Annotated in this window: 23 protein-coding genes; 13 read left to right on the top strand and 10 right to left on the bottom strand. The window is 49.4% G+C overall.

Annotated features, from left to right (window positions below; translation table 11 throughout):
• Positions 1–71 precede the first annotated feature (71 nt).
• From EQU24_RS15800 to EQU24_RS15770, 7 genes are all read left to right on the top strand, one after another.
• Complete coding sequence (locus tag EQU24_RS15800; protein ID WP_017842664.1) at positions 72–2240, top strand: TonB-dependent receptor plug domain-containing protein; 2169 nt, start codon at positions 72–74, stop codon at positions 2238–2240.
• A 682-nt stretch (positions 2241–2922) separates the two neighbouring features.
• Positions 2923–3690, top strand: coding sequence for a DUF3450 domain-containing protein (locus EQU24_RS15795; protein WP_017842665.1), 768 nt, complete (start codon positions 2923–2925; stop codon positions 3688–3690).
• Positions 3687–5030, top strand: coding sequence for a MotA/TolQ/ExbB proton channel family protein (locus EQU24_RS15790; RefSeq protein WP_017842666.1), 1344 nt, complete (start codon positions 3687–3689; stop codon positions 5028–5030). Before EQU24_RS15795 ends, EQU24_RS15790 begins: the two co-directional genes overlap by 4 nt.
• Positions 5031–5035: 5 nt before the next feature.
• Complete coding sequence (locus EQU24_RS15785; protein WP_014149449.1) at positions 5036–5536, top strand: MotA/TolQ/ExbB proton channel family protein; 501 nt, start codon at positions 5036–5038, stop codon at positions 5534–5536.
• A 13-nt stretch (positions 5537–5549) separates the two neighbouring features.
• Entirely contained in the window at positions 5550–5957 is a 408-nt protein-coding gene (locus tag EQU24_RS15780) for an ExbD/TolR family protein (RefSeq protein WP_014149448.1), read from the top strand.
• On the top strand, positions 5954–6667 hold the full coding sequence (locus tag EQU24_RS15775) for an energy transducer TonB (protein WP_014149447.1): 714 nt from the start codon (positions 5954–5956) through the stop codon (positions 6665–6667). The genes EQU24_RS15780 and EQU24_RS15775 overlap by 4 nt, the downstream gene beginning before the upstream one ends.
• Positions 6667–7932, top strand: coding sequence for a tetratricopeptide repeat protein (locus EQU24_RS15770; protein WP_017842667.1), 1266 nt, complete (start codon positions 6667–6669; stop codon positions 7930–7932). The genes EQU24_RS15775 and EQU24_RS15770 overlap by 1 nt, the downstream gene beginning before the upstream one ends.
• Positions 7933–8150: 218 nt before the next feature.
• On the opposite strand, the gene EQU24_RS15765 is transcribed toward EQU24_RS15770, so the two are convergent.
• Together EQU24_RS15765 and EQU24_RS15760 are read right to left on the bottom strand one after the other, a co-directional pair.
• Positions 8151–9407, bottom strand: a complete 1257-nt coding sequence (locus EQU24_RS15765) for an ABC transporter permease (RefSeq protein ID WP_017842668.1) — start codon at positions 9405–9407, stop codon at positions 8151–8153.
• On the bottom strand, positions 9404–10093 hold the full coding sequence (locus EQU24_RS15760; RefSeq protein WP_017842669.1) for an ABC transporter ATP-binding protein: 690 nt from the start codon (positions 10091–10093) through the stop codon (positions 9404–9406). The genes EQU24_RS15765 and EQU24_RS15760 overlap by 4 nt, the downstream gene beginning before the upstream one ends.
• Positions 10094–10158: 65 nt before the next feature.
• Here EQU24_RS15760 and EQU24_RS15755 point away from each other — a divergent pair, with 65 nt between their 5' ends.
• A complete protein-coding gene (locus EQU24_RS15755; RefSeq protein ID WP_017842670.1) occupies positions 10159–10740 on the top strand; it encodes a DUF3299 domain-containing protein in 582 nt (193 codons plus the stop codon).
• An 8-nt stretch (positions 10741–10748) separates the two neighbouring features.
• On the opposite strand, the gene EQU24_RS15750 is transcribed toward EQU24_RS15755, so the two are convergent.
• Entirely contained in the window at positions 10749–11288 is a 540-nt protein-coding gene (locus tag EQU24_RS15750) for a DUF2796 domain-containing protein (protein WP_017842671.1), read from the bottom strand.
• Between the two features lie 348 nt (positions 11289–11636).
• A complete protein-coding gene (locus EQU24_RS15745; RefSeq protein ID WP_014149441.1) occupies positions 11637–11846 on the bottom strand; it encodes a cold-shock protein in 210 nt (69 codons plus the stop codon).
• Between the two features lie 185 nt (positions 11847–12031).
• Between EQU24_RS15745 and EQU24_RS22485 the strand changes: the two genes are divergently transcribed.
• The 5 genes from EQU24_RS22485 (at position 12032) to EQU24_RS15715 (ending at position 21249) form a co-directional block, all read left to right on the top strand.
• Positions 12032–12352, top strand: a complete 321-nt coding sequence (locus tag EQU24_RS22485; RefSeq protein ID WP_017842673.1) for a hypothetical protein — start codon at positions 12032–12034, stop codon at positions 12350–12352.
• 15 nt (positions 12353–12367) lie between these two features.
• Complete coding sequence (locus EQU24_RS15735) at positions 12368–13819, top strand: hypothetical protein (protein WP_175421693.1); 1452 nt, start codon at positions 12368–12370, stop codon at positions 13817–13819.
• 591 nt (positions 13820–14410) lie between these two features.
• Positions 14411–16969: a fused MFS/spermidine synthase gene (locus EQU24_RS15725; protein WP_175421692.1), complete on the top strand. Its 2559-nt coding sequence runs from the start codon at positions 14411–14413 to the stop codon at positions 16967–16969.
• A 3-nt stretch (positions 16970–16972) separates the two neighbouring features.
• Positions 16973–19192 carry a TonB-dependent receptor gene (locus tag EQU24_RS15720; RefSeq protein WP_017842676.1) on the top strand — a complete coding sequence of 740 codons (2220 nt, stop codon included), beginning with the start codon at positions 16973–16975 and terminating at the stop codon, positions 19190–19192.
• 152 nt (positions 19193–19344) lie between these two features.
• Positions 19345–21249, top strand: a complete 1905-nt coding sequence (locus EQU24_RS15715) for a Kelch repeat-containing protein (protein WP_017842677.1) — start codon at positions 19345–19347, stop codon at positions 21247–21249.
• Positions 21250–22144: 895 nt separating this feature from the next.
• Here EQU24_RS15715 and EQU24_RS15705 read toward each other — a convergent pair.
• The 6 genes from EQU24_RS15705 to EQU24_RS15680 form a co-directional block, all read right to left on the bottom strand.
• Positions 22145–22348 (bottom strand): cold-shock protein, encoded by a 204-nt coding sequence (locus EQU24_RS15705; protein WP_014149436.1) that lies wholly within the window; start codon positions 22346–22348, stop codon positions 22145–22147.
• A gap of 418 nt (positions 22349–22766) precedes the next feature.
• Positions 22767–23174: a CBS domain-containing protein gene (locus tag EQU24_RS15700; RefSeq protein ID WP_017842679.1), complete on the bottom strand. Its 408-nt coding sequence runs from the start codon at positions 23172–23174 to the stop codon at positions 22767–22769.
• The gene (locus EQU24_RS15695) at positions 23171–23521 is read right to left on the bottom strand and encodes a P-II family nitrogen regulator (RefSeq protein ID WP_017842680.1); all 351 of its coding nucleotides are present in this window, start codon (positions 23519–23521) and stop codon (positions 23171–23173) included. The genes EQU24_RS15700 and EQU24_RS15695 overlap by 4 nt, the downstream gene beginning before the upstream one ends.
• A gap of 12 nt (positions 23522–23533) precedes the next feature.
• Positions 23534–24325 (bottom strand): DUF1538 domain-containing protein, encoded by a 792-nt coding sequence (locus tag EQU24_RS15690; protein ID WP_017842681.1) that lies wholly within the window; start codon positions 24323–24325, stop codon positions 23534–23536.
• The gene (locus EQU24_RS15685; RefSeq protein ID WP_017842682.1) at positions 24322–25056 is read right to left on the bottom strand and encodes a DUF1538 domain-containing protein; all 735 of its coding nucleotides are present in this window, start codon (positions 25054–25056) and stop codon (positions 24322–24324) included. The genes EQU24_RS15690 and EQU24_RS15685 overlap by 4 nt, the downstream gene beginning before the upstream one ends.
• A gap of 370 nt (positions 25057–25426) precedes the next feature.
• Positions 25427–26218: an ISAs1 family transposase gene (locus EQU24_RS15680; protein ID WP_412768464.1), complete on the bottom strand. Its 792-nt coding sequence runs from the start codon at positions 26216–26218 to the stop codon at positions 25427–25429.
• Between the last annotated feature and the right edge of the window lie 122 nt (positions 26219–26340).

Here is a 26340-nt window from a genome sequence, read left to right as displayed (position 1 = left end):
CTATTTTTTGTTGGGCGCCTCATTTTTTAATTACGCTGAAGTACATTTAACGAGCCTATCTTTTGAGTCTTATGAAGTTTAAAAAATCTATTTCCGCAAATTTAATCGCTATACCTATAACGCTTCTGGCTTCTCAACCTTTAATTGCCCAGGAGGCGGAGAAAGACGAAGAGAAACAGCCGAAAAAAGAAACCGTCGAACTCGAACGCATGGAGATTCGCGGCGAGATCATTCGTCCGAACATGACCGGCGTGTTGCCGGAGCAGGGCGGTATTAATGATGCTGCACATTTGCTGATGCGTGTGCCAGGTGGTAATGTCAACGGGCTCGGCCCCTTGTCCGGAATTGCCCAATATCGGGGATTGTTCGGCGACAGAGTCAATGTCGATTTCAAGGGCATGAACTACAAGCCGGCTTGTACTAATTCCATGGATGCACCGTTGAGTCATGTGCCGGCGGCTATGACCAGTCTGTTGAAAGTTTATCGAGGCATTGCTCCGGTTAGCAGCGGTATCGAAACGATCGGCGGCGCGATCGTTCAGGAAACAAAGCGTCCGGAGTTTACTGAGGATGGCGAGTTGTACGATTGGACCGGTAAATTTTCGGCGGGCTACAATAGTGCCAACGACGGCTGGTATGGCGCCTTATATAATGGCGTGGCGACCGCGAATCATCGTTTACATGCATACGGTAGTAAGGAATTCGGTAACGATTTCAGATATCCGGGCGGTAAAAACGTGCCTACCCGCCATGACCGCGAAGCGGCCGAAGTCGGCTACGGCTTCCGTTACGAAGAGCATGTCGTCGATGTCGATTTTAACTATAACCATACCCGTCCGACCGGTACACCTGCGTTGCCGATGGATATCATTCTATCCGAAGGCGGCATATTGACCACGAGCTATTCGGGACGAATCAACGATGTTGTCGGCATCAAAGCGGCTTATAACTACCAGGATATTCGGCATACGATGAATAACTTTAGCCTGAGGCGGCCGCCGGTTACCGGAAAACGTTTGTCGACCAATGAAGCGGACGGTTTCGGTTACCGACTGGCGATCGATTTTCCGCTATTGTCGGGTCTAATGACGGTCGGGGCCGACGGAGATAATGCCAATCATGATGCATTGGTGACAAATCCAGATGTTCCGGACTTTTTCATTCAGAATTTTTATGGCGCCGAGCGAGATCGTTACGGTTTTTTTGCTGAATGGAATGTTTCGCCGGTTCAAGATTGGACTGTTGAGTTGGGTGCTCGCGTCAATCACATCGAAATGAATAGTCGCAATATTTCGACGAGCATGACATCGATTCCGAATCCAGTTATGCGCGGACATTGGCAAACCATTGTTAACGACTTTAATAATCAGAGTCGTGAAAAAACCGATTTCAATTATGATTTGACGGGTATTATTCGCCACAACTTGACGGATGAATTGGAAGTGGAGTTGGGCTTCGCTCGTAAGACTCGTTCACCGAGTTATCAGGAACGCTACCTATGGGCGCCGTTCGAAGCGACCGGTGGCTTGGCAGATGGCTATCGCTATATAGGCGACTTGAACGTGAGTCCTGAAAAATCCTATCAAGGCGAACTAGGCATTACTTGGCGAAAAGGTTCGTTTTATTTTGCGCCGCGGGCATTTTATCGTTACGTTGACGACTATATTCAAGGCGTGCGCGCCACCAATGCATCGGCCATTGCGATATCTAATGCACAAGATGCTGCGGCCGGGATTCCGCCGGCTCAAAGAATGCCTTTATTGCAATATGCGAATATCGATGCGATTCTTTATGGGACCGATGTCGAAGCCGGTTTTCGCTTAATGGATAATTGGCGGGTCGACGGCATAATCAGTTATGTCAAGGGCGACCGGGCCGATGCCGACGATAATCTTTACCGTATCGCGCCCCTAAATGGTTTGGTTTCATTGTTTTATGACGACGAGAGATGGAGTCTTGGAACTGAGGTCGTCGGTTATTGGCGTCAAGGGGACGTTTCGAAGTTTAATGAAGAGCCTAAAACATCCGGTTATGCATTATGGAATATTCGCGGCCAGGCGGAACTCTATAAAGGGTTACAGGTTGGCGCGGGTGTCGAAAACCTGCTCGATAAAGAATATCGTGTGCATCTGAACGGCTTGAACCGCGCAGCGAATAATATCGAAAACGGTACGAACATAGGCGACCGCTTGCCCGGCATTGGTCGTAATGTTTATGTAACGTTGTCGTATGAATGGTAAGCATAATATCTGTATACCAACCGTTCGGCTTTTATAGATATAGCACTTCGAAATAGCGGAGAAGCGGAGCGAATATCCTCGTTATCTTCTGTTTGCTCGAATCTGCTCCCTATTATATACCCATCGTAGATCGAAATTCGGCACCGAGGTGTTAGTAAAAGGACGCAGTGAATACGTCTATGTAGGTCCCTCATCTAGCTTAGGTGAGGGACCGGGCACTCCAAAGCGCCAACTTAGTGCCTATTCTATGGTGCGTTTATGGCTTTATTCGTCATATCGGTATGGGTTGTCGATACCCATGTTGCATGGAAGTGGTGCTACGCATTGCCAACCGTGGCCCTGGATTCCGCCAATCCCTGGCGGAATGACGCGTTCCTTCCTTAAGTTGGCGCTTATGACCGGGCACCCCGGCGCCTCCTTAAGCAATGCCGAAATTTGAAGTGCGAAAGGTATAATTGAAAAGTTTGTGAAACTCTGCTTGGCCGGCGGCTGTCAATCGAATCTCTTTTCGTTCCGCAAGATCAGCGCTGGCTAAAAGCGCCTAAAGGTGCTTTCGTCAGTTGGCATAAAACTCTACATTACTGACCTGACAATTCGTTGTAAAACCGCTATCAATAACCTCGCGGTGTTTTATGTTATTTTGTATCATTCCTTTGTATTTTCTTCTCGTGCAATAAAAACCATGAATCATTTTTTACGAAGTTTGTTCGCGCTAAGCGTTATCGTGTTTAGTGCGCAGACCCCCGCGCAACGAGCCGTCGATCAAGCCTTGCAGGAACAACTTTCCGCGCAGCAACAAGGTGCTCAAGTTCAAAAACGCATCGACAAACTGGACGATCAGACTCAAGCCATGTTTGACGAATATCGCAACGGAGCCGTCCGGCTGGAGGATTTATCGGCATACGTCGCACAGATGGAGCGATTGGTTGACGATCAAAAAGCCGAAATGCACAGAAAAGAAACCCAAATGCGCGATATCGTCGAAATGCAGCAGCAGATCGTGCCGTTTCTGCAGCGCATGATCGACGTGCTGGACGAATTCGTTAGCCTGGATTCACCTTTTTTGCCTGAAGAACGCTTGCAACGCCTGCAGCAATTAAAGCAAATGATGCACCGCTCCGATGTCTCAGTTACCGAAAAATATCGGCGTATCATGGAAGCCTACCGTGTCGAGGCCGAGTACGGACATACCTTGGAGTCCTATCAAGGCGCCTTGAACGGCGAAGGCGAGCCGCGCTCGGTCGAGTTTTTACGGCTGGGCCGTGTCGGTTTGTATTATCTGACGCTCAAGGGCGACGAAGGCGGTTTCTGGATGCCGTCCGAACAAAAGTGGCTTGCGCTCGATGCCGCGCAACGCGATTCGCTTGAGCAGGCGATTCGTGTCGCGAAAAAGCAAACGCCACCCGATTTGCTGATGCTGCCTGTCGTGGCGCCGGAGGTTAAGCCATGAAGCAGGTTAAATGGATTTTGGTTCTGTCGCTTTTTGGATTTCTAAGTCCGGTTTATGCCGTCTCGACCTTGGATGAGTTGGTTTCTAAAGTCCGCCGGGAGGCTGCCAAAGACATTCGTTTCGATCAAGAACGCGAACGTCGTTTCATTCAGGAGCGCGATCAGCAGCAAGCCAAGCTGAATAAACTGCGTAACGAATTGGCCGCCGCCGATCAAAAAGCAGAGAAACTGCGTAGCTCGTTTCAAGAGAACGAAAACAAGTTGGCCGAGATGGACGGGCAGATCGCTTCTCAAGCCGGCGAGTTGAACGAATTATTTGCGATGGTGCAGCAAAACGCCGCCGAAATCGGCTCGTTACTGGACCGTTCGATGATTTCGGCGCAATATCGGGATCGAGGCGAGTTTCTGAATAAGATCATTCAACGCGAATCGGCGGTGTCGATGGAAACCTTGCAAAGCCTCTGGCTCGTTTTGATCGATGAAATGCATGAAACCGGCAAGGTCAGTCGTTTTACCGGTCCTGTTATTACTTTGGACGGCGAGGAAAAACAGCAAGCGGTGACGCGTGTCGGCGCGTTCAATGCCGTGTCGGAAGGCAAGTTTCTGCGTTTCTTACCGGACGGGCATAAATTAGTCGAGCTCGCCCGGCAGCCCGCGCCGCGACATCAGCGCATGGCTTTCGAATTGGAACAAGCCCAGGAGGGTTGGCGCATGATGGCGGTCGATCCGTCGAAAGGCGCGATTTTAGCCTTGTTGGTGGAATCGCCCGACTTGATCGAGCGCATCAATCAGAGCGGCGCGATCGGTTATTTGATACTGGCGATCGGCGCCGCCGGCTTGTTGATCGTGTTGTGGCGCGGTGCGGTTTTGTCGATGGCGTGGCTGCGCATCAAAGGCCAATTGCTCAAGGACGAGAATCTCGACAATAATCCATTGGGTAGACTCAGAAACAGCATCGTTTCGGTGCAGGCCAGAAGCAGCGAAATTCTAGCTGCGCGTCTCGATGAAGCGGTCGGCCAGGAAAGCAGTCGCTTGTTTTTCGGTTTGACGGCTCTGACGGTATTCGCCGCGGTGACGCCGCTGATGGGCTTGCTCGGCACCGTGATCGGTATGATCGAAACGTTTCAGTCGATTTCGCTGTTCGGTACCGGCGATCCGAAATTGATGGCCGGCGGCATTTCTTATGCCTTGGTGACGACGCAGCTCGGTCTCGCGGTCGCGATTCCGTTATTGTTGATGCAAAGTTTCTTGCATGCCCAGGCCAATCGTATCGTCGAAATTCTCGATCAACAAAGTACCCGATTGTTCGAACAATACGAGCAACCGGCAGCCGAGCGTTAAAGACTATGGAAAAGGTGCTGAGTTTTTTCGATCAAGGCGGCGGATTGCTTTGGGCGATTCTCGTGGTATCGGTGTTGATGTGGACGTTGATATTGGAACGGTACTGGTTTTTTTATTTTCAATTGCCGCGCTTGCAGGCCGAATTATTGGATTATTGGCGAAATCGTTCGGCTTCGCGGCATTTTTGCCAGCAACGCTTGAAGGAAGGCTTGGCTTCGCAATATTTTTCGCAAGTGTTGCGCGGACTCAAGACGGTTGACATTTTGACGCAAATCTTGCCGTTACTCGGGCTGCTTGGGACCGTGTCGGGGATGATCAAGGTTTTCGAAGTGATCAATGCGTTCGGCGCCGGCAATGCGCGCGGCATGGCCGCCGGCATATCGGAAGCGCTGATCACGACGATGGCGGGCTTGATTACGGCCTTGTCGGGTTTGTTCTTCGCCGCCAATCTCGAATCCCGCGCCAGACGCGCGCGCGAGAAATTTACTTCCCAATTAACCGAATGATGAGATTACGCTAATGCAACGTCAACATACTCGCCAGCCGAGTTTCGGAGCCGGGCTCAATGTGACGCCGTTGATCGATATGGTGTTCATTCTATTGATTTTTTTTGTGGTCAATTCGTCGTTCGTCAAGGAAACCGGCGTCGAGGTCGATCGCCCGACGGCGCAGACCGCCGAACGCCAGGATCAGGCAGGCATTTTGATCGCCGTAACCAAAGACGGCGAAGTCTGGATCGAACAACAACAAGTCGACGTGCGAGCGGTGCGCGGTCATGTCGAACGCTTGCACGCCGAATCTCCCGAAGCCTCGGCGTTAATATTGGCCGATAAGCGCTCGGAAACCGGAATCGTCATGCAAGTCTTGGATCAGGCAAGGCTAGCCGGAATCGCCCGCGTCGCGGTGGCCGCAAGCGAAGAGTTATGAGACTGGCGCTGACATTCACGGCTGCATCGGCGATCAACTTGCTGCTGTTTTGGATCATGATCCAATTGGTTACCGCCGAACAAGACAAGCAATGGATTCGAACCACCGATTCGGCATTTTTCGACTTTATTCGGCAAAGGCCGGAGCCGGAGGCGCTTTCGCGTTCGCCAAGAAAAACGCCGCCGAAACCCGAGCCGCAAAAACCGGAAACCTTCTCCGAGCCAATGCCTCAGCAAAGTTCTCCGGCTGCTGATTTGCGGGCTTTACCCTTGCAGGTGCCGGCATTGAGAGTCGATGTGCCTGCAAGTCCTCGGATGAATGTTTCGGGCCCGACCCTGCCGGCCGTGATCAGCGGCGGACAAAGCAAGACGGGCAAGCTCGGAACTGTCCCGGGAACCGGGCGCGGTTCCGCTCCGGTTGCACCGTCTTTCATCATGGCCGATGAGTTGACGGCAATATCTCGTGTTCAACCTAACTATCCTGATCGATTACGTTTTCGCCGAGTCGAGGGCGAAGTTCTCATTGAATTTACGGTAACGACCGAAGGGGCCGTGACCGATCCGGTCGTAATTCACAGTAAGCCTTCCGGTGCTTTCGACCGGGCTGCATTACAAGCGGTTCGGCGCTGGCGTTTTCAGCCGCGTCGAGATGAGCAAGGTAATTCTGTGTCGGTACGCGCTCGGCAACTTTTTGCATTCACGTTAAATTAATGAATAAACAAACTTACTTTCGATTGCTTAGGACCGGTTTTTTAGTTGGGTTGACTCTGTTTAGTGCGCTGGCGGTTCAGGCCCAGGAAAAGGCTGTTAGCGAAGAAACTTTCAAGGTCCTTAAGGAGGCCGATGAGGCTTTGCGTAAAGGGCAATCCGAGCAAGCCTTGCGTCAGTTGAGAACAATCCAAAGCCAGGTTGCCGGCAAGCCTTACGACCATGCGGTCGTTCAGCAATATCTAGCTTATGCCTATTCCGGAGCGAACGATTTTCGCGGTGCCAGGCAAGCCGCTAACGCGGCCCTAAACAGTAAACTGCTCGATGCCGATGCGGAGCATGGACTTCGTAACATTGCCGGTCAAGCGGCTTTTCATTTGGAAGCCTATCGGGAGAGCGTGACGCATTTGGACCAGTGGCTGCAAAGAGAGCCGAGAGCCGATGCGGATATTTATTATATGGTGGCCTATGCCGCCTATCGTGCGAACATGTCCCGTTCGGCAACCCGTCATTTGGAAAGAGCCGTGGCGCTAAAAAAGTCGCCGCCGGCCGAGTGGATTCAATTATTGTTGTCGCTTTATGTCGAAAGCAAAGACTATTCGAAAGCCGAACCGCTTGTTAAGCGCTTGATCGCCGATTCGCCCAATAAACGTGAATGGTGGCGTTATTTAAGCGGTCTCTACGCCCAACAAAATCGCCATGACCGGGCAATATCCACAATGATGTTGGCGTATTTTATCGGTGAAGTCCGGCAAGAAGACGTTTTGAATTTGGTGAAATTCCATGCCCAACAAGGTTATCCGTCTAAGGCGGCTCGATTGCTCGAAACGGAAATCGAGAATAAGCGGGTTTCTCGCAATTATGAAAACTTGAAACTCTTGTTTGGTTGCTGGCAATTGGCACGAGAACACAATAGAGCTCGACAGGTTTTAACCGAGGCGGCGGCGATCTCTCCAAACGGTGAAGATTATCTGTTATCCGGGCGTATCGCGATGCAACGCGGCGATTGGACAATCGCCAAGCAGGAGTTTCAAAAAAGCTTGCGTAAAGGCGGTTTAAAGCGCAAGGCGCATGCGCGTTTGTGGCTGGGTATCGCGGCCCTCAAGTCTCAAGATGAAACGCTGGCTCGTCATTCGTTGGAAGCGGTGCTGAATGTGGCCGATGTCAAGCAAGAAGCGGCGTATTGGTTAAAGCGAATAGAGCGTGGAAAAAAACGGCATGAACATCATAAACATCATAGACATGGAGAGGGGTTGGGGGAGTCTTGAATTAGGGGAAAGAGGAAAGAGGAAAGAGGAAAGAGGAAAGGGGAAAGGGGAAAGGGGAAAGGGGAAAGGGGAAATTAGGGCTTGACAAATGGATTAAATGCCGAACCATTCACCATTCACCATTCACCATTCACCATTCACCATTCACCATTCACCATTCACCATTCACCATTCACCATTCACCATTCACCATTCACCATTCACCATTCACCGCTTAGCTAAGTTCTAACAACCAAACCGCTGCCCAGCGAATTGCGATACGCTGAAATCGACGGTAGCAATGCCAGTGAGAACGAGACCGCTAAAATTCCAAGTAAATATTGGAAAGTAAGCGGCGTAAACGGATTGATGCCGATGAACAGGCCGTATTGTTCGCTGAGTTCCGCTCGAGTAGTCAATAGGGCAATGCAAAGGGCTGTGCTGCCGACTAGAATTCCGGTTATTGTGATAACCAACGCTTCGATTTCGATCAGAAAAAACAACGACCCGGCATGTGCACCGATTGCGCGCAGCACTGCCATTTCACGCTCGCGTTCTTTCATCGAGGCCAACAGCATCGTCGACAGTCCCATAAGCGTTGCAAACAAAACCAGTATCGAAATCAATTGCAGAATGTTTTCGAGCGCGCCTACCATTTGCCATAGTTCCATCAGCGTGATGCCCGGCATGATGCCGACTAAGGCCTCGTCTCGGTAGTTATTGATTTCCCGTTGCAGTGAAAACAATGAGATTTTCGAGTTTAAACCGACCATGAAGGCGGTTATCGATTTCGGTGTTAAATCATGTTTGAGCGCGTCTTCGGCGCCAATCGAACGGCCCAGTATGCGCACGCCGCCTTGCCAATCGATATGTATCGCTTCGATGCCCGCCAAGCTAACATAAACCGCTTGGTCGACCGGCGTCCCGGTCGGGGCGAGAATGCCGGTCACAATAAACGGTTTGTCGTCGTGTTTGCTGAACCCGACTTTAGCGATGCCGTGCGCCAGCGTTATCGATTGGCCGGGTTGGTAGTCTAGCGTTTTGGCGACTTGTGCGCCGACTACCGCCTCGTAGACGCCATCGAAGGCGCGGCCAGATCTAAACACCAGGTTTTGCTTTTGCCCATAATGAAAATGCTCGAAAAAATCCCGGCTGGTACCTACCACGCGGTAGCCTTTATGCGAGTCGCCGAGCGAAATCGGAATACTCCAGGCTACTTCGGGTTTTTGCGAGAACTCCCGGTAGCTTTGCCAAGAGATATTGTTCGAAGCATTGCCGATATGAAATACCGAGTAAAGCAGCAAGTTCAATGGGCCGGTGCGGGCGCCGACGATCAGATCCACGCCCGAGACCGTTTTACTGAAGCTGCTCTTGGCTTCGCTGCGAATATGTTCGACGCCCAGCAATAGAAAAACGCCGACCGCGATCGATAACACGGTCAGCGTTACGGTGAGTTTTCGGTTCCAAAGGCTGGCAATGGCCAGTTTTAAGATCATGCTTTCGTTTCTCCGGCTTGCATCAGATCATGTAGGCTGATTTCTTGGTCGAAATAGTGCCCCAGCGATTTATCATGACTGACAAAAATAACCGTGGTTCGATTCAGGGCGGCCGATTCGAGTAAAACGCGCATGAATTCATCGCGCGTATCGCTGTCCAAAGAAGAAGTCGGTTCGTCAGCGATAATCAATTCTGGATGGTTTATCAAGGCTCTGGCGACCGCGACGCGTTGTTGTTGTCCGACACTCAGTTGGCTGGCTTTTCGCTTAAGAATCGACCGATCCAGACCCAAACGGTCGGTGAGTTCGGCAATCGAGTCTTTATTTAAAATCGGCCGGTGACCGAATTTAACGGCCAGTTCGATATTTGCTTCGACAGACAGATAGGGCAGCAGATTAAACTGCTGAAAAATAACGCCGATATGGCGCGCACGGAAGCGGTCGCGGGCCATGCCGCCGATACGGGCCAAGTCGGTGCCGAGGATTTTAATTTGCCCGCTTGTCGGAACGAGTATGCCGCTGATTAAGCTCAGTAAGGTTGATTTGCCGGAGCCCGATGCGCCGTGCAAAAAAATACGCCGGCCCGGTTCGACACGCCACTCGGCAATCTTCAATACCGGTGCATGGCGTTTATGCCAACTGAAAGAGACGTTTTGGAGATCGAGTGCATAGTCGAAATCTGTCATGCGGGTGCGAGAGTGTGTTGCTAAAAGCTATAATGTTACACGAAATCACTATAGGTTACTTTCCGATGAAAATAGTTCATACCTTGTTAAACCTCATCTTGTGCTTGGCGTTGGCGATGCCGGTTTTGTCGGTGTCGGCGGATAGTTATAAGACCCTCGAATGGACCGACTTGATGCCGCAAAGCGATTTGGATGCCCTAATGAACGGACCGGAGATCATGCACGATACGCCGGAAATCCCGATCGATTCGCAGATTTCGAATCAAGTGCGTCAAGCCATCGAACAGGCGGCGGACAGTGCCTATCAAAAGGCTTTGGTTTCGACCGACGTGAGGTCGGAATTAAACGAGACTAAAGTTCGGATCCCGGGTTTTATGGTGCCTTTGGAGTTTAACGACAAACAGCAGGTTACCGAGTTTTTCGTCGTGCCGTATTTCGGGGCTTGTATCCATGTTCCGCCGCCGCCGCCCAATCAGTTGATCCATGTCGTCTATCCTAAGGGCTTTAAATTGCAAGATCTCTATATGCCTTTTTGGTTTCAAGGCGTATTGAAGACCGCTCTATTCAGTAAGGATGTTGGTACCGGCAAAGCCGTATCGGCCTATTCGATGCAAGTCGCAACGATCGACGATTACGAGGAAGAATAGATTCTATTTTATTCGATCGAAAAAATCGTCGATTGATTATTCAAGAGTGCCGAGCCTTGCCCTTTGCTACCGACCCAGCGAACTCGAATGGCTTCGAAACCGGGAAAATGGTCGAATAACCGTGTGCTGACAGAGCCGATAACTGAGGCATCTTGGCAAGATAAGCTATAAGTGGCGTGGAATTCGGAATGTTCTTCCCGTTTGCCATGTTCCGGTTCTTCTTGATCGGCATTATCGAAAGGCCCACGGATATGCGTTTCGGTTACGCGGCATTCGCCTTTTTCGAACGATACAATGATTTCGACGTCATTCAATAACGCCAAAGCCTTTTGCAATTCGAGTTGCTGCGCATCGGTTCGGGGCTTATGTTCGAAGCCGATTAAATTGACCGCCGGGGATTCGAATTCGATTAACACGGTATCGTTCTCGATGACAATATTCAGTTCGGCGGCGCCATGAGTATGAGCATCATGATGGCGATTTTCAGCCAAACTGGGACCGGAAAATAGGCAAAGCGACAGGAGTGGGATTAAGAATCGGCTTTTCATAGGCAATACTGTTTTGGGATAAACGAAATGATTGAAGCGGATACGCGCCTCGCTTGGCTTGCTCTAGGAAGTTATGTTATATCATGCGTATTGCTAGGCAATCGATTATCATCAAGCGGAATCAAAAATGCAACCAACAACGGATAGATATAAAGTAAACGAATATAAATGCGGCGGCAATACTTGTGTTCGGGAAATACAGGTATTTTCAAAGAGTCAATTCGTTTAGCTGACTTTTTGTCGCGAAGAAAATATGTCACGAAGCCGATTTGAAAGACTATGACAACGATTGATACAATCGTTCGATACAAAAACGCCCGTTAGAAACGGGCGTTTTTTAAATCGGACTTAAGCAGGTGTTACGTTCTCTGCTTGAGGGCCTTTTTGACCTTGGCTCACTTCCATCGTGACCTTTTGGCCTTCACGCAAAGTTTTCCGGCCGGTGCCGTTGATTGCGCTGTGGTGAACGAAGACATCTTTGCCGCCTTCTTGTTCAATAAATCCAAAACCTTTCTCATCATTGAACCACTTAACGGTACCTGTAACTAACTCGGACATAACACTCTCTTTTACTTGTAATGTGCCATACCAGGATGGCGTTGAAATAAACGGTTCTTATAATAAAGCCGGCTAATCAGGAAAGCAATTTAAATTTCAGTCTGCGTTATAAATTATTACTAACTCTACTATTGGATTAAGAAATTAACTTGCTGGAATCGGCTGAAATTTGAAGTGCGTACGCTATGCATGGAGAAAATGCAGCAATTCCCAGTTTAAGCATTTTCGCCGATTTTAGGGTGTGGGGTATGCCTGTCGAGGAACGCCGTAAACCCATCCATGGGGGCTTGGCGGCAGCTCGAACGCCAAGGATGGCGTGTAGTAGGGCAATGCAGGGCAGAAAAATGCTCCTGCATTTTCTGCATTCATTACATCCATGTAACTCAGCAATTGCCGAGGAGCAAAAATCTGCAAGCGCCAAGGATGGCGTGAATGCAGATTTTGCAGGAGCAAAAATCTGCCCTGCTGCCGACATCCTCGCCAAGCACACCCCACACCCTTTTTGATCCCCAAATTGGGAATTGCTGGAGAAAATGAGAAGTGTATTGCAGTTTTTATGTTACATTATAACATTATGTAGGCGGTTTGATGTTACTGCAGCATTTTTTCATTCTTGTTTTTATTTGGAGTCTTTTAAAATGAAAAGCTTAAAACTCTTTTCGATCGGCCTTTTGGCCTTTTTTATAAGTTCGAATGTATTGGCGCATTCGGATGTCGAAATAACATTACAAAATAATAGAATCGTTGTCGATCCCGATAATGAAGCGGTATTGTTTGGCATTCATAAATTGTTCGAAGCCGAGTTTGGCGAATTAGGCAATCCTTATGGAACCGATGATCCGGGCTTAGATGTATTCGGTTTACATCCAAACAGTCTGTTTTGGTATAAAGTCGAAGGCACTTTGAAAAAATGGGATGTTAATTCATCGAGCTGGTTGTCATTCGGTTTCGATGAGCAGATATCCATCACAAAACACGATCATACTAATATCGTTTCAGCAGCGGAGGGTATCGCCGGACAAGGCTTAATTGGTTCAGTTAATTCCAGTGGCGGGCTACATACGCATCTCGATTTTCAAATCAGCAAAGCCGGCGGCGGTAACCCCGATGACGGTGCTTATCTTCTGGAATTATCGTTGTTCGACACCACAAACGATGAAACCCCAACACCTATTAGCTCGGCTTCCGATAAGTTTTATCTGGCATTTCATTTGAATGAAGCGGGAACTTTCGGTGATGAGGCGTTTGATCAGGCGATCGGGAGGAGCCCTCATCATAACGAAGGGACGCTTGTTGAGAAAAGTGTAATGCTAGGCAATCTGATAGGTAACGCAAGAGGCGGAGAAATTACAAGCCTAAGAGGGGATGTTTTACGCCACACTTATCGGTGTGTTGATGGTTGCGGTCTAGAATCTCCCGTCTTAGAACCGGTTGCCATCGCGAAAGATAAATTGAATCTGAGAAGAGCGCGTAGGCTTCAAGTGGAGGAAGGCGCTAGCGTTAGTGATGCAGTGAGTGCAATCATTCATAATTTTACAAACCATACGCTCTTATGCACCGCGCCTATGAAGGCCGAGGGTAATCGTTGTGTACCGTCTTCGCATGACCATGATGACCATGATGATCATGCTACTAAAGTAGTTGTTTTACAAGGTGGCAACACAATCGAAGAATTGGAAAAGGAGATAACCGGCTGGGAGCGAAACCGGCAGAGGGAAAATTTCTTTTATGTTATTGAATATGAATATAATTCAGATGGGTTCGTGACTCATCGAGTTGAATATGTCGCCGCTTGGCGAGAAGGCGGCTCGCGTTATTATGAAAATCGCAAGTTGGATTCGAAAGGCTTTTCGATAATCGAATTGAGCGATAGACAAATTGCGGTTTCTATTAATGCATCTGATGAAGTTAGAGAAGAAAATGATCACGATCACGATCACGATCACGACCACGACCACGATCACGATCACTAACTCGGATTATACTTCGTGGTGTCATAAATCGGCTTACCACTAAGTTAAGAACTTTTCCATTCGCCCTGAGCCCTTCGGCTGTCCTCAGGAGAGCCTTGTCGGAGGGTGAATGGGATCGTCCGAGTCGATAAGGGTTTGGTCGCAAATAACTTCCTTATTTTACGGAGGGTTCGGTTGCTCGATTGGCAGGTGTCGGCGGCAGGGCAGATTTTTGCTCCTCGGCAATTGCTCCTGCATTGCCCTAATACACGCCATCCATGGCGTAATGCAAAATCTGCATTCATGCCATCCATGGCAATTAGTCGCCGCCGTCAAGCCTATACCTTTCGCACTTCAAATTTGGGCAGTGCCTGAGGAGGCGCCAGGGTGTGCGGCAAAGGCTTTGCCAGCATGGAGCTGGCATAGAGTCTACAGGGGTGTATTCACGGCGTCCTGCCAAGCGAGTTACCGTACCCTCAACAAAGCGTATAGTTCCAGGACGTTATTTATCACGAAATCCTTAGTTAAACTGTCCATGGTTCGACAGGCTTGCTGCGAACGGCTTAACTTAATCGCATCGGCTTTTAGGCCACGAAACGTATGCGTGTTTTAATGACTTCATTTTTTACGGTTGCTCTGCTTTTTTTCTCCGGTATTGCGGGTTTGGGTTATCAACTGGTCTGGACGCGCATGTTTGCGGTCGGTCTGGGGCACGAGTTAACTTCTATGTTGGCGGTCGTGGCGGCATTCTTCGGTGGGTTGACCGCAGGCGCTTTTTTATTAGACAAGCGGGTCAGCGTCAGCCGGCGTCCGGCTTTGTGGTATGCCGGTCTGGAATTGACCATCGGCCTTTGGGCATTGCTTAGCGCATTTGTCATTCCCATAGTCAACGATTGGGCGCGAGCTTGGCTTGGCGTCGAGCCGGGCTTACTGCATTTTTGGGGCGTTGCCTTTGTGGTGCCGTTTTTTGCTTTACTACCGGCAACTCTGGCTATGGGGGCAACGCTGCCGGCAGCCGATCGCTGGTTAGCGCAAATCAAAGCCGATCCGCGTCAAATAGCGCTGGCGTATTCGGTTAACACGGCCGGTGCAGTGTTGGGCGTGCTGGTTGCAAGCTATGCCTTGATGCCGCTATTAGGATACCGTCATACACTGCTTGCATTGGCATTTATCAATGCTTTGGTCGCATTATCCGCCGGATTGTTTTACTTTCGAAAGCCTGAATTATCGCTTCCCGAAAAAACGAAAGTCAAAAAGACGCATAAGCAACCGCCGCCGCTGTTTTGGCGCTTGTTGATCACAGGGTTTTTGGGTATCGCCTATGAAGTCGTCACGGTTAGGGTGATGGCTCAGGTGCTCGAAGGTACCGTATACAGTTTTGCCGCGGTGCTGGCCGTTTATTTGACCGGCACCGCAATCGGCGCCGGGCTTTATCACCACTACGGTCGCAATCGCGATGGCGATCGTCTGTTGACCAGTTTGTTATTCTCGTTGAGTTTAGTTTGTCTCGCCGGACTTTCGGCGCTTTATCTAACGCATGGTTTATATTGGTGGGTTAGAACCGGCCTCGGCGATAGTTTAGGTGCGGTGCTGTTGGCCGAATTGACCGTGGCCTTGCCGGTGCTGTTGCCGCCGACTTTGATCATGGGCGCCTTGTTTAGTCATCTAGCGCAATCGGCCCGACACGCTACAGGTGGCGTCGGTTGGGCCTTAGGCGTCAATATGGCCGGCGGTTTGGCGGCTCCTTTGGTCGCAGGCGTCGTTTTGGTGCCGCTGCTCGGTGCCCAATGGACATTGATCGGCATTGCATTGGCTTATTGGCTGCTATTGCCTAATTTTTCGATGTTATCCCGCTGGGCTTATGCGCTACCGGCAATCCTTGTTTTGCTGTTACCCGGTCGTTTGCAGATCGTTACCCTAAGGCCCGGCGAGTCGGTATTAGAGTACCGGGAAGGCGCGATGGCCTCGGTGGCCGTGATCGAGCAGCAAAACGAACGTAATCTTCGCGTCAACAATCGCTTCCAAATGGGCGGAACAGGCGTTCGCGCCCAGCGTCTGCAACGCATGCAAACTCATGTGCCGATGTTGTTGCATCCGAAGCCGTCCGATGTTCTGTATCTCGGCGTAGCGACCGGCGTAACGGCGGGTGCGGCGCTGACTCACCGAGAATCTCGCATCGATGCGGTCGAGTTAGTACCGGACTCCTTGGCATTATTGCCTTATTTTTCGCCGTACAATGCCGAATTGCACAAGAATCCTCGTGTTCGTCTTTATGCGTCCGATGCCAGACGTTATGTTAGAACGTCACATCAGCAATATGATGTTGTGATAGGCGATTTGTTTCATCCTGGACGCGACGGTGGCGGTTTGCTTTATACCCGTGAACATTTTCAAGCGATAGAGCAGCGATTGGCGCCTGGAGGCTTGTTCTGCCAGTGGTTGCCTCTGTATCAAATGGATGAAACGATGCTGCGCACGGTGATCAAAACTTTTCAATCGGTGTTCGGTAGAACCGAGGCTTGGTTGGCAGGTTTCGATTTGGGGTACCCCTCGCTGGCTTTGATTGCATTGTCCGGGGATACGGCCCGTCCCGAAGCAATCGAAAGCACGATCGGCTTCAATCAAGCTTTACGACAGCATCTGCATTTGGCGGCGGTGCGAAGTTCCGTGCAATTGGCGGGGCATTATTTAGCCGGGCATCACGCGCTGGCCGATTATGCCGGCGATGCGCCGATCAATACCGACGATCGCCCCGTTATTTTATTCGATGCGCCGAAGTTTACTCTAAAACGCGGCATTGCCACGTACGCCTCCTTCGAAGCTTTGTTAAACTACTTAGAGTTAAAAGAATTAAGCGAGTTGCCGTTTTTCACGCGCAAATCCGATGCCGAATTTACTGATAGGCTCGGTGCCTTCATCAAGGCGCGTAACCTTTATTTTGCGACGATGATCGATCACAACGACGACGAAGCCAGAGCATTGAGCGGCTATTTGCAATCGGTTGAAACCAGCGCCGATTTTACATTGGCTTACGCCCAAATCGTCAGCATGGCGATCGGCAAAGCCCAAAAAGAACCGGAAACCGCGCGTCAATGGCTGGAAAAACTGATTACGCTTCGTCCTGAAATTCCAGGCGCAAGAGATGTGCTTTACCGTTTGCCGGGTCTCTGAACCATGAAACTTCCCACCGTCATTAATTGGATAGCGTTAACGCTGAGCATTTTAACGTCGAGCGGCATGCTTTGGGCATCCGAAGCGGATGACCCTGAAAACGGCGAGACTGTTTTCGAAAGTGCTGAGCAAGACTCGATGGAAACAACCGAAAGCGCCGAGCCCGAAACCGGCGAATTCGATGTGGAACTTGAAAAAATGGTCATCGAAGCCATCGCGCCGACGGCCGATTCGACATCCGAATTATCCGATATCGATTTACGCTTGAAGTCGGCGAGTACCTTAGGCAAAACCTTGGAACGCGAACTGGGGGTTTACAATGCTTCGTTCGGTCCCGGAGTCGGCCAGCCGATCATTCGTGGCATGGGCGGCCCTCGAGTGCGAGTAATGCATGACGGAATCGGCTCGCACGACGCGTCGGCGATGAGCCAAGATCATGCGGTAGCGGCCGAGTCGTTACTGGCCGATAGTATTACGATACACAGGGGGCCGGCTACCTTGCGCTACGGTAGCGGCGCAATCGGGGGGGTCGTCGATGTCAAGCATAAGCGCATCCCCGATAGCGTGCCGTTAAAACCGATCGAAGGCACCGCGGAGTATCGCTACGACCACAATCCCAAAGAAAATGCCGGTATGGTCGGCATCGATGCCGGCAAAGGCAACGTTGCCGTCCATCTCGATTATTTTCAACGCGGTAACGAAAATACACGGATTCCGGGATTCGCATTGGACGAAGCGGCGCTTCGTAAACAATTGAAAACCGATGCGCAGTTAAATAACAGCAAGGGCGAAATCAAAAATACCGACGGGGAAAGCCGAGGCGGTTCGGCTGGGATTTCCTGGATCGGCGATCTCGGCTATGTCGGCACCAGTTACAACCATACTTATAAGGCATACGGTTTACCGCCGGGCGATCCGGGCGGTCATAGTCATGTCGGGGTTGTGCCGGGGGCAAGCAATCAAGGCGAGGCGATGCGTTTTGAAATGGAACAGCGGCGTTACGATGTCGAGGCCATGTTGTTCAATCCGATTCCCTACATCGAGTCGGTCTCGGTCAAGACCGGTTATGTCGATTACGAGCATGAAGAAGGCGAGCCCGGATTTTCGGTCTTATTTACCAATGAAGTCTTAGAAACCCGTTTCGAGCTCGAGCATCGATTGCTCGATCAGTGGTCCGGCTTTTTGGGCTTGCAATGGCAAGATCGAGAATTTTTGGCCGAAAACCTGGTTCCCCAGTCGCAAATCGATTCGTTGGGATTGTTTTTTACCGAAAAGCTGGATGTTTTGGATGAGTTGACATTGGAGTTTGGTGGACGGTATGAACGACAGGTTACCGAGCCTAATGAAAAAATGCTCAATCGGAATTTGTTCGGGCAACCGGTTCAGGTGCCGACACGAAGATTGACGCATAATCCGAGTTCGTTGGCTGCGAGTATTACTTACAAACCTTTCGACGGCGGTTCGATCTATTTGGCATGGCAAAACTCGGAGCGCGCTCCCGATATACAAGAAATGTATTCGCTCGGGCCGCATCCGGCCAATCGTAGTTTCGATATCGGTCGATTGGATTTGGCGGTTGAACGTGCTAGTAATCGTGAAATTGGGATTCGTTACGACGATGCCTTGATTTCATTGCAAGGCAATGCCTACCAAAAGGATGTCAAGGATTTTATTTATCAAGAAAACCTGGGGCTTTTCTATCAACTCGATACGAACACCCTAAAAGCGTCTTGCTCAGATGGACTTAGAGGCTGTTTTCCAATATACGGGTTTCGCGGCGACGATGCGGAATTTTACGGTTACGAAGCGGAAATTAAATTTCACCCGTCGTTCGATTGGGGCACACCGCATTTAACGCTGTTTTCCGACTACGTTCGCGGGCGTTTCAGAGATAGAGCGCTTGGCGATGTACCTCGCTTGCCACCGCAACGTTACGGTTTCGAAGTCGGATTGCAAAAAAACGCCTTTCAGGGAGCGCTACGATTTACTCAGGCCTTGGCACAAGACAGACCCGGAAACGATGAAACCGTGACGCCTTCTTATCACCGTTTCGATATCGACGTTTCTTATGACTGGCATGCGGACTCGGGACAAAGAGTCCTTCTGTTCGGAAAGGCCTCGAATTTAAGCGATTCGCCGATCCGAAATTCCACGTCATTTTTACGCAACATCGCACCGGAGCCCGGAATGAGTTTGGAAATCGGGTTTCGCGCTTATTTTTAGAGCCGACTTACCGAAAACGGAAGCTCGGATAGTTAAGTAGTTATTCGTGTTAACGATCGGATGTTATATTATTGCGCGTGTGGTGGTAACAATTTATCGATTGCATGATTATCCATTTAAGTGAAAGGCCAACTAGAGGCCAGGGGAAAACAATGATAACGCTGAACAAACCAAGCATTTGGCATAATTGGTTTCTGGTCGCTATTTTATTTATGTCGCCTAGCCTGGCGGTCGCTTCATTTCATCAGGATATCGAGGTATTCGGTACCGGTAATTCGATACAGGCCGGTTTCTGCTCTAATACGGCTCTCGGTTGCAGCATTGTCGGTGTCGAACATTTGGGTCTTCCGCCCAATACCCTGCCGACTGATTTTGCAACCGGTAAAGACATTTATGTCAGCGCCTTTAACCATATTGTATTTACCGGGCGGCATGAAACCGCCGATCCCGGATTTCAGTCGCCGATCGGAGGTCTTTTGAGTCAAGAGCTCGTGAGTTACGAAGCGATAGGCCGATTGGAATTTTGGAATCCTGCGTCTGGTACTTGGGGTCTTGCTCCGGAAAATGTCAAAATTCGTTTGGCGGGCGGCTTGAAAATCAATCAAGTGGCTGACCAATCTTGCGGGTTAGTGTTTTGCCCTCCTAAGATAACAACACAATCGAGTTTTTCGATCTACACATCCAATGGGATAGAAGGTGAAACATCGTTGATTGTGGGTCAGGCATCCAATAACGGATCATTTCATTCCCATCTCGATTGGTTTTTGGAAACCTCCGCGGGAAGCGCTAACGGAGGCCCGCAAGGGGCATATTTAGTGGAAATGCGCATGTTTTCGGATAAACGCCAAACGCCTTCCGATCCTTTTTATATCTTATTTAATAACCAATTATCCTCCGAGGAATTCCAATTGGCTGTTTCTCAGCGTGTTCTAGGAACCGGTAATGGTGAAGGGCCCGAGCCAACGCCCGAACCCGAACCGGTTGCATGGACAGAATTGGACCTGCCTGTATCGGACGCGCTCGAGGAGGAGCCCGGTCAGTCGGTGCGGATCGGCGAACGAATTTATTTACTGCCTCACTCCGGCAGCGGCGTGTTTGAGGTATCGGGCGAGCTTCTGTCCGGTAACAAAAACCCTGTAATTGCCGATGGAAAACTCTATGTATTCAATAATGAAAAAACTCTGATCTATGAATATCAAAATGGACAATTCCACGAACCGTCCGAAGAAGCAGACAGCATACCGATATACCGCAGCGAGGCGTCTATAGTGAGCACAGATAGGGGTATCTTCGTATTCGGCGGTAAAGAAACAAGGCCGAACGGCAAACAGAGAATGAGCAACCGGCTTGACCACTTCGATCCGGAAACAAAGGAGTGGCAAAGACTGAGGAACATACCGGGCGTTAATCAGCGTGAGGGCGCTGCCTTGGCCGAGGTCAACCTTCAAGACAATCCATTTATTTATCTAATGGGCGGCGGTGTGTTAGACCGGCAAAGATTGACGGGAGCGTTTGCCGTTTACGATATCATTACAAATCGCTGGCAAACGAGAGGCATGACGCCGATACCGACACCGAGAGCATTCACTGCCGGTCTACCGGCGCCGGTGTTGGATGGAAAAATCTACCTGATCGGCGGACGCTCCGTTAATAGCGTCGGCGGCTTGGTTAAGTCGGATAAAGTGGAAATTTATGATCCGGTATCCAATACTTGGCAAGTCGGACCGAACTTGCCAAAAGAAATATCCGAGCCGGTATCGTTTACGGCCGATGGGAAAATTTACGTCATCGACGGCAGTCAAGAGCATGCGGAATCGAAGATAACCGCATGGGAGTTGGATGATGTCTGGAAACCCTGGTTGGAAGAAAATCAAACCTGCGATTTAGATGGCGATGGGCAATTTACTAATCGAGATGTCAATTTGTTTGCTCGCGCTTGTCGAGCCGGAACCGCATACTGGAATTGCGATTTAACTGAAGGCAGTCCTTCTATTGCTAGAAATATTAGGGAATATCGACTCCAATGGCGGGAATACAGGAACAAGGCTTGTCCATAGGCATCGGGGTCATAAGCTATGTGCATCAAGCTAAAACGGTCAACCCGCACGCTTTCCCAATTTCCGGACTCATCGCTATAGATAAGTCATGTATTACCCTTTTGCAGTCCTAGACAATGTGACCTCACTTCTGCGGGACGGGTTATTTAACCCGTCCCCAACGTTTCGGTTTGCCCTAAACATTTCGGCTAACTTCGGCCAAAGTCAAAACGTTTAGGACGGGGTTGCAAACCCCGTCCTGCTAGGGATATGCTGGTTTTTGGGCTTTAGCTGAAGAAACTTGCTAATCAGGTTGTAATTTGACATTCTCGGCCTCGAAATCGCGATCTGGGGATCGCTCCCACACCCTAAAATCGGCGAAACTGCTCAAACTGGGAATTGCTGGCCTCTGTGGGAGCGACGCCTTCGTCGCGACTTTCGAAGTCGCTGATGCTCGACACCCACGGCTTATGTCGAAGTCTTCGAAGCGGCCTAAATTTAATGCAAGGGCGATTTTAATCGCCCTAGGCGAATGAGAACTGACTCCTGCAAAAAACTTGGGCAAATCAGGAAGTTAATTTTAGCGACATCCTTAGCTTGATGCGTATGGGTCATAAGCGCCAAATTATACCCATCGCACTTCAAATTTCGGCATTGACGCATGGAGGCGCCGGGGTGTTCGGCAAAGGCTTTGACAGCAGGGATGCTGTCACAGAGCCTACATGGACGTATTCACGGCGTCCTTCGGCGGACACCCAGGCGCCGAATTGTGATCTACGACGGGTATATAATCTCTAGAAATACTTCATGGGCTTCATGGTTAAAATGACAAATTTAGTTTTGCGAGGGTATACGAAAAAGGCCCTTGCCGCGTATTGCGGCAAGGGCCTTTTTCGTTGAGCGAAGCGGTTACTTATTAGCCTGGAATAACGTTCGCTGCAGTCAGGCCTTTAGGGCCCGATTCGATTTCGAATTGTACCGATTGTCCGGGGCTCAATGTTTTAAAACCTTCTCCCTGGATGACTGAATGGTGAACGAAGACGTCTTCCGTACCTTCCGACGGTTCAATAAAGCCGAAGCCTTTCGTGTTGTTAAACCACTTTACAGTGCCTGTTGCCATTTTTTAAAACTCCTACTGATATTAACTTACTGTGTGACGCAGAACGACCTGATTGATTGCCGGACATCAACCTACTCCCTTTTGGTCGAAAAACCGTCTAAGAATAAAAGGTATGGGATGTGTCTATCGAGGATCGCCGTGAACCCATCCATGGGGGCTTGACGGCAGCTCGAACGCCAAGGATGGCGTGAATGCAGTTTTGCATGGAGCAAAAATCTGCAAACGCCATGGAAGGCGTGAATGCAGATTTTGCAGGAGCAAAAATCTGCCCTGCTGCCGACATCCTCATTAGCCACACCCCATACCTTCATAAAGTTAACTAATTTTTGGATATAAAGGGAGTAAAACAGGTAGGCGTTCACTCAAGATCGGTTTTCTGATCGGGCAAAATTGTAGCTTTTTTTAAAGCCTAATACCATTAAAGGTTTCGGTACATGCCGTCCAGCACTAGTGCATTCGGACTGACCATGCCGATAACCTTGCCGTTTTCGATAACCGGCGCGCGAACTAAATTGTAGTTTGCAAACAACCGTGAACAAAGACGGATATCCATATCGGGCGAGACTTGAATCACCGGGCAGGCCATGATCTCATAGACATTGACGCGATCCGGCGCTTTATCCTTGGCCAGGACGTGCCGCGCGATATCTCCCGACGTGACCAGGCCGTATTCGTCGAATTCATGGCGTTTATTGACGACCAGGACAGAGGTTTTCTGCGACTTCATCAGCTTCAATGCATCGCTGACTGTGGACGAGCCTTCGATCGTTGAAAAGTCGGTTTTCATGACGTTTCTGACATGAATGATTTTAGTTTTATCGATCATATTTCATCTTCCAGTTCTTGGGTTAATTGTTCGACTTGATGCATGACGCCGATCGCATCTTCAACATCGATTTTAAAAGCAATGCCTGTGCCTGATGTGGCATCGAATTCGGCGGCTTTTGCTATTTTTTCGAGGATATGGCGGCTCAAATGTTCCTCGACCAAAAACATCAATACATCCCGTTGAGTTTCCAGGGTTAGGCCGAAAAAGGTCTTGGATTGCTTCATGCCTTCACCGCGGGCATGGTTGATCACGGTTGCGCCTTTAGCGCCGCTTTTACGTGCGGTATCGAGTACGAGATCGGTTTTCGAGTCTTCAACAAAGGCGATGATTAATTTGAAACGCATGGTTTTCCTCGGTTAATTGGATGGGCTTTTATTGGATGAATGTCGTTTTTTATTCCGCCATTCGGCGAGCTGTGCATAAGTTAATACGGCTATGACCGCGAACAGACTGGCGAATGCAATTAAGCCGAAACCGTCAAGCAACGGGTTACGGCCCGGAACCGTTGTTGCCAAGCCAATGCCAAGCGCCGTGACTAGCGGTACGGTTACGGTAGATGTCGTGACGCCGCCGGAATCGTAAGCTAATCCTACTATTAACTTAGGAGTTAGGATTGTTTGAATAATAACAATCACATAGGCCCCAATTATAAAAAAATAAAGTTCCGTTCCATTGACAATTCGAAAGGCTCCCAAGGCAATACCGAAGGACACACCCAATGAAACGGCAATGCGTAAGCCCCAAGCGCGTATCGCGCCGCCGGAAATTTCCTCGGCTTTAACCGCGACTGCCAATAGTGAAGGTTCGGCTAATGTTGTTGCAAACCCGATACTTCCGGCAAATAAATAAACCCAAAAATAATTCCGCCAATCAGCTACTGTCGTATTGGGTGGTATGCCGAGAAATTCCGGTGCTGTTAATTGCGTGGCCATTAATTCGCCCAACGGAAATAAAGCCATTTTTAAACCGTCCATGAAGAAAGTAATGCCGATTAATACATTCACGAAACCGAGCAAGGTCTTCATCGGATGCAGGATGGGTTTACGAATCACTAAAACTTGAAAGCCGATAATGATAGCGGTAATCGGAGCCACATCACGGCAAGTTTTGAGTAAATCTTCACTAAAATGAATGAGCCAATCAATCATGACACAATTCCAAAAGCCAGAACGAATATGATCGGGCTTAACGACGCAAACGAGATCAAACCGAAACCGTCGGTCATCGGATTGCGGCCTTTGATTGAGCTAGCCAGACCGACACCTAAGGCGGTCACTAAAGGAACCGTAATCGTCGATGTCGCGACGCCTCCCGAATCGTAAGCGACGCCTATGATTTGCGCGGGTGCAAAGGGCGTCATGATAATAACGATGCAATACCCGCTGATGATCAAATAATGCAGCGGCCAGCCGCGGATGATTCTCAATACGCCGAGTAGAATCGCGAAACCGACCGAAACTGCCACGGTTAAACGAAGTGCGAGTGCGTAACTGTCTTTGGCCTCGGCGGAATTTTCGATGATATTGCCTTTTCCTGCGATATTGGCCGCTTCGCTTGCTACGGCAATCAATGCCGGTTCGGCCACGGTCGTGCCGAAGCCGAGGCAGAATGAAAAGATTAGCAACCAAAACAAGCTGCCTTTTTTGGCAAAGGCATAAGCCATTGATTCGCCGATCGGAAACAGGCTTTGTTCAAGGCCGAGCATAAAAAAAGTCAAACCCAGGATGACGAACACGGAGCCGAAGATCAAGTCGAGTACATCGGGAATAGGTTGCTGTATGACCGCGATTTGAAAAACCAATATGACGACCAAAATAGGGGCTAAATCCAAAAAACTGCTGAAGATCTGTCTGACAAAACGATTATTGCGCAAAAACATGATTGCTCCTTGTAGATACTAAGATTCTATCGTAATGGATGCGGGTAAGGCTAGTTTGGGGGAGAGGAAAGAGGAAAGAGGAAAGAAGAAAGAGGAAAGAAGAAAGAGGAAAGAAGAAAGATGAAAGATGAAAGATGAAAGATGAAAGATGAAAGATGAAAGATGAAAGATGAAAGATGAAAGATGAAAGATGAAAGATGAAAGATGAAAGATGAAAGATGAAAGATTATCGTTCCCACGCTCCAGCGTGGGAATGCAGCCCTGGACGCTCCAGCGTCCAGTAACGACAGAAACGAGCTGAAATACTTTAACGCGAACATGGCCAAAAAAAGGTAATTTTTCCTGGAGATCCAGGGAAAACTCATTAAAATTACTGTACAAACAGCAGCTTAGCGCGGTATCGATCATTCCAGGCTGCTTTGAGTCTTTTCTTTTTCATGCTGAGTTTAGATTCCTCTTGCTGGAACAGATTGCCTTTCAGGCCCAAACAGTAATCACCGCCTTGATCGACGATTTGCTCAGCAATCGTGCGCTGGCAGCCCATGGCATCAATGGTCACAATACAACCTTTGAGTTCCAGCAAAGCCAATAGCTTCGGGATTGCGGTAATTTCATTCGACTTTTCTTCGGTCGCTTCTTGGCCGAGCACTAATCCATTCGCACAACCCCAGGCACTGACCATGTGCAACGGATTTTGGCCTCGTTTGCGGTCATGCGAACGGCGTGCGGTTTTGCCATCTATCGCAATCACTTCATCGGGTATCACTTCGCGAATGGCGTTCACCCAATCTATAAAGCAACGTTGAAATTCTTTCGGTGACAATCGAGAAATGACATACGCCAAGCAATCATGCGATGGAATGCCATTCTTTAACGGTACAAACTGCCTTAACCAATCTAATTTATTATGGCCAAACTCTTCAATGGCTTCCCAACCCTCAGCACCGCTTAACGAGGCGCAAACAGTGAGTACAATGATATCCATCAACTGATGAAGTTTCTTACGTTCAAATCGGGGATCAGTCATGTTGGAAAATTGCTTAATTTCCCGAATCCGGAATGATTTTAAGTTATTAAATATGAATAATATATTTGACTTTACGCATGTGTTTCGACAGTCTAATTCGTTCCTCAGCCTACACCGCTCATGAAGGTCCTGCATTCGCCCCGAAAAATGAGACGAGGGCGTCGCTCCCGCCTTTATTTTCAAGCTAAGAAGAGACTATCAACTTGCGTGACCTCCTGCGTCTGTAAATCTAAGTAGAGAAAAAATGTGATCGAGTG

Origin of the sequence: Methylotuvimicrobium buryatense (assembly GCF_005931095.1) — a bacterium.
In the GTDB taxonomy this organism is placed as follows: Bacteria; Pseudomonadota; Gammaproteobacteria; order Methylococcales; family Methylomonadaceae; genus Methylotuvimicrobium; species Methylotuvimicrobium buryatense.
The sequence above is the reverse complement of the archived record's forward strand: the minus strand, read 5'-3'. Positions and strand labels throughout refer to the sequence as shown.

Bases quoted from the DNA above. Each gene is read 5' to 3' on its own strand.
- EQU24_RS15785 (WP_014149449.1), top strand. From the start codon at position 5,036: ATGGAAAAGGTGCTGAGTTTTTTCGATCAAGGCGGCGGATTGCTTTGG.
- EQU24_RS15745 (WP_014149441.1), bottom strand. From the start codon at position 11,846: ATGTCCGAGTTAGTTACAGGTACCGTTAAGTGGTTCAATGATGAGAAA.
- EQU24_RS15695 (WP_017842680.1), bottom strand. From the start codon at position 23,521: ATGCGTTTCAAATTAATCATCGCCTTTGTTGAAGACTCGAAAACCGAT.
- EQU24_RS15770 (WP_017842667.1), top strand. From the start codon at position 6,667: ATGAATAAACAAACTTACTTTCGATTGCTTAGGACCGGTTTTTTAGTT.
- EQU24_RS15705 (WP_014149436.1), bottom strand. From the start codon at position 22,348: ATGGCAACAGGCACTGTAAAGTGGTTTAACAACACGAAAGGCTTCGGC.
- EQU24_RS22485 (WP_017842673.1), top strand. From the start codon at position 12,032: ATGCATGGAGAAAATGCAGCAATTCCCAGTTTAAGCATTTTCGCCGAT.
- EQU24_RS15760 (WP_017842669.1), bottom strand. From the start codon at position 10,093: ATGACAGATTTCGACTATGCACTCGATCTCCAAAACGTCTCTTTCAGT.
- EQU24_RS15750 (WP_017842671.1), bottom strand. From the start codon at position 11,288: ATGAAAAGCCGATTCTTAATCCCACTCCTGTCGCTTTGCCTATTTTCC.
- EQU24_RS15725 (WP_175421692.1), top strand. From the start codon at position 14,411: ATGACTTCATTTTTTACGGTTGCTCTGCTTTTTTTCTCCGGTATTGCG.
- EQU24_RS15795 (WP_017842665.1), top strand. From the start codon at position 2,923: ATGAATCATTTTTTACGAAGTTTGTTCGCGCTAAGCGTTATCGTGTTT.
- EQU24_RS15755 (WP_017842670.1), top strand. From the start codon at position 10,159: ATGAAAATAGTTCATACCTTGTTAAACCTCATCTTGTGCTTGGCGTTG.
- EQU24_RS15775 (WP_014149447.1), top strand. From the start codon at position 5,954: ATGAGACTGGCGCTGACATTCACGGCTGCATCGGCGATCAACTTGCTG.
- EQU24_RS15765 (WP_017842668.1), bottom strand. From the start codon at position 9,407: ATGATCTTAAAACTGGCCATTGCCAGCCTTTGGAACCGAAAACTCACC.
- EQU24_RS15800 (WP_017842664.1), top strand. From the start codon at position 72: ATGAAGTTTAAAAAATCTATTTCCGCAAATTTAATCGCTATACCTATA.
- EQU24_RS15700 (WP_017842679.1), bottom strand. From the start codon at position 23,174: ATGATCGATAAAACTAAAATCATTCATGTCAGAAACGTCATGAAAACC.
- EQU24_RS15720 (WP_017842676.1), top strand. From the start codon at position 16,973: ATGAAACTTCCCACCGTCATTAATTGGATAGCGTTAACGCTGAGCATT.
- EQU24_RS15715 (WP_017842677.1), top strand. From the start codon at position 19,345: ATGATAACGCTGAACAAACCAAGCATTTGGCATAATTGGTTTCTGGTC.
- EQU24_RS15690 (WP_017842681.1), bottom strand. From the start codon at position 24,325: ATGATTGATTGGCTCATTCATTTTAGTGAAGATTTACTCAAAACTTGC.
- EQU24_RS15780 (WP_014149448.1), top strand. From the start codon at position 5,550: ATGCAACGTCAACATACTCGCCAGCCGAGTTTCGGAGCCGGGCTCAAT.
- EQU24_RS15685 (WP_017842682.1), bottom strand. From the start codon at position 25,056: ATGTTTTTGCGCAATAATCGTTTTGTCAGACAGATCTTCAGCAGTTTT.
- EQU24_RS15680 (WP_412768464.1), bottom strand. From the start codon at position 26,218: ATGCAGGACCTTCATGAGCGGTGTAGGCTGAGGAACGAATTAGACTGT.
- EQU24_RS15790 (WP_017842666.1), top strand. From the start codon at position 3,687: ATGAAGCAGGTTAAATGGATTTTGGTTCTGTCGCTTTTTGGATTTCTA.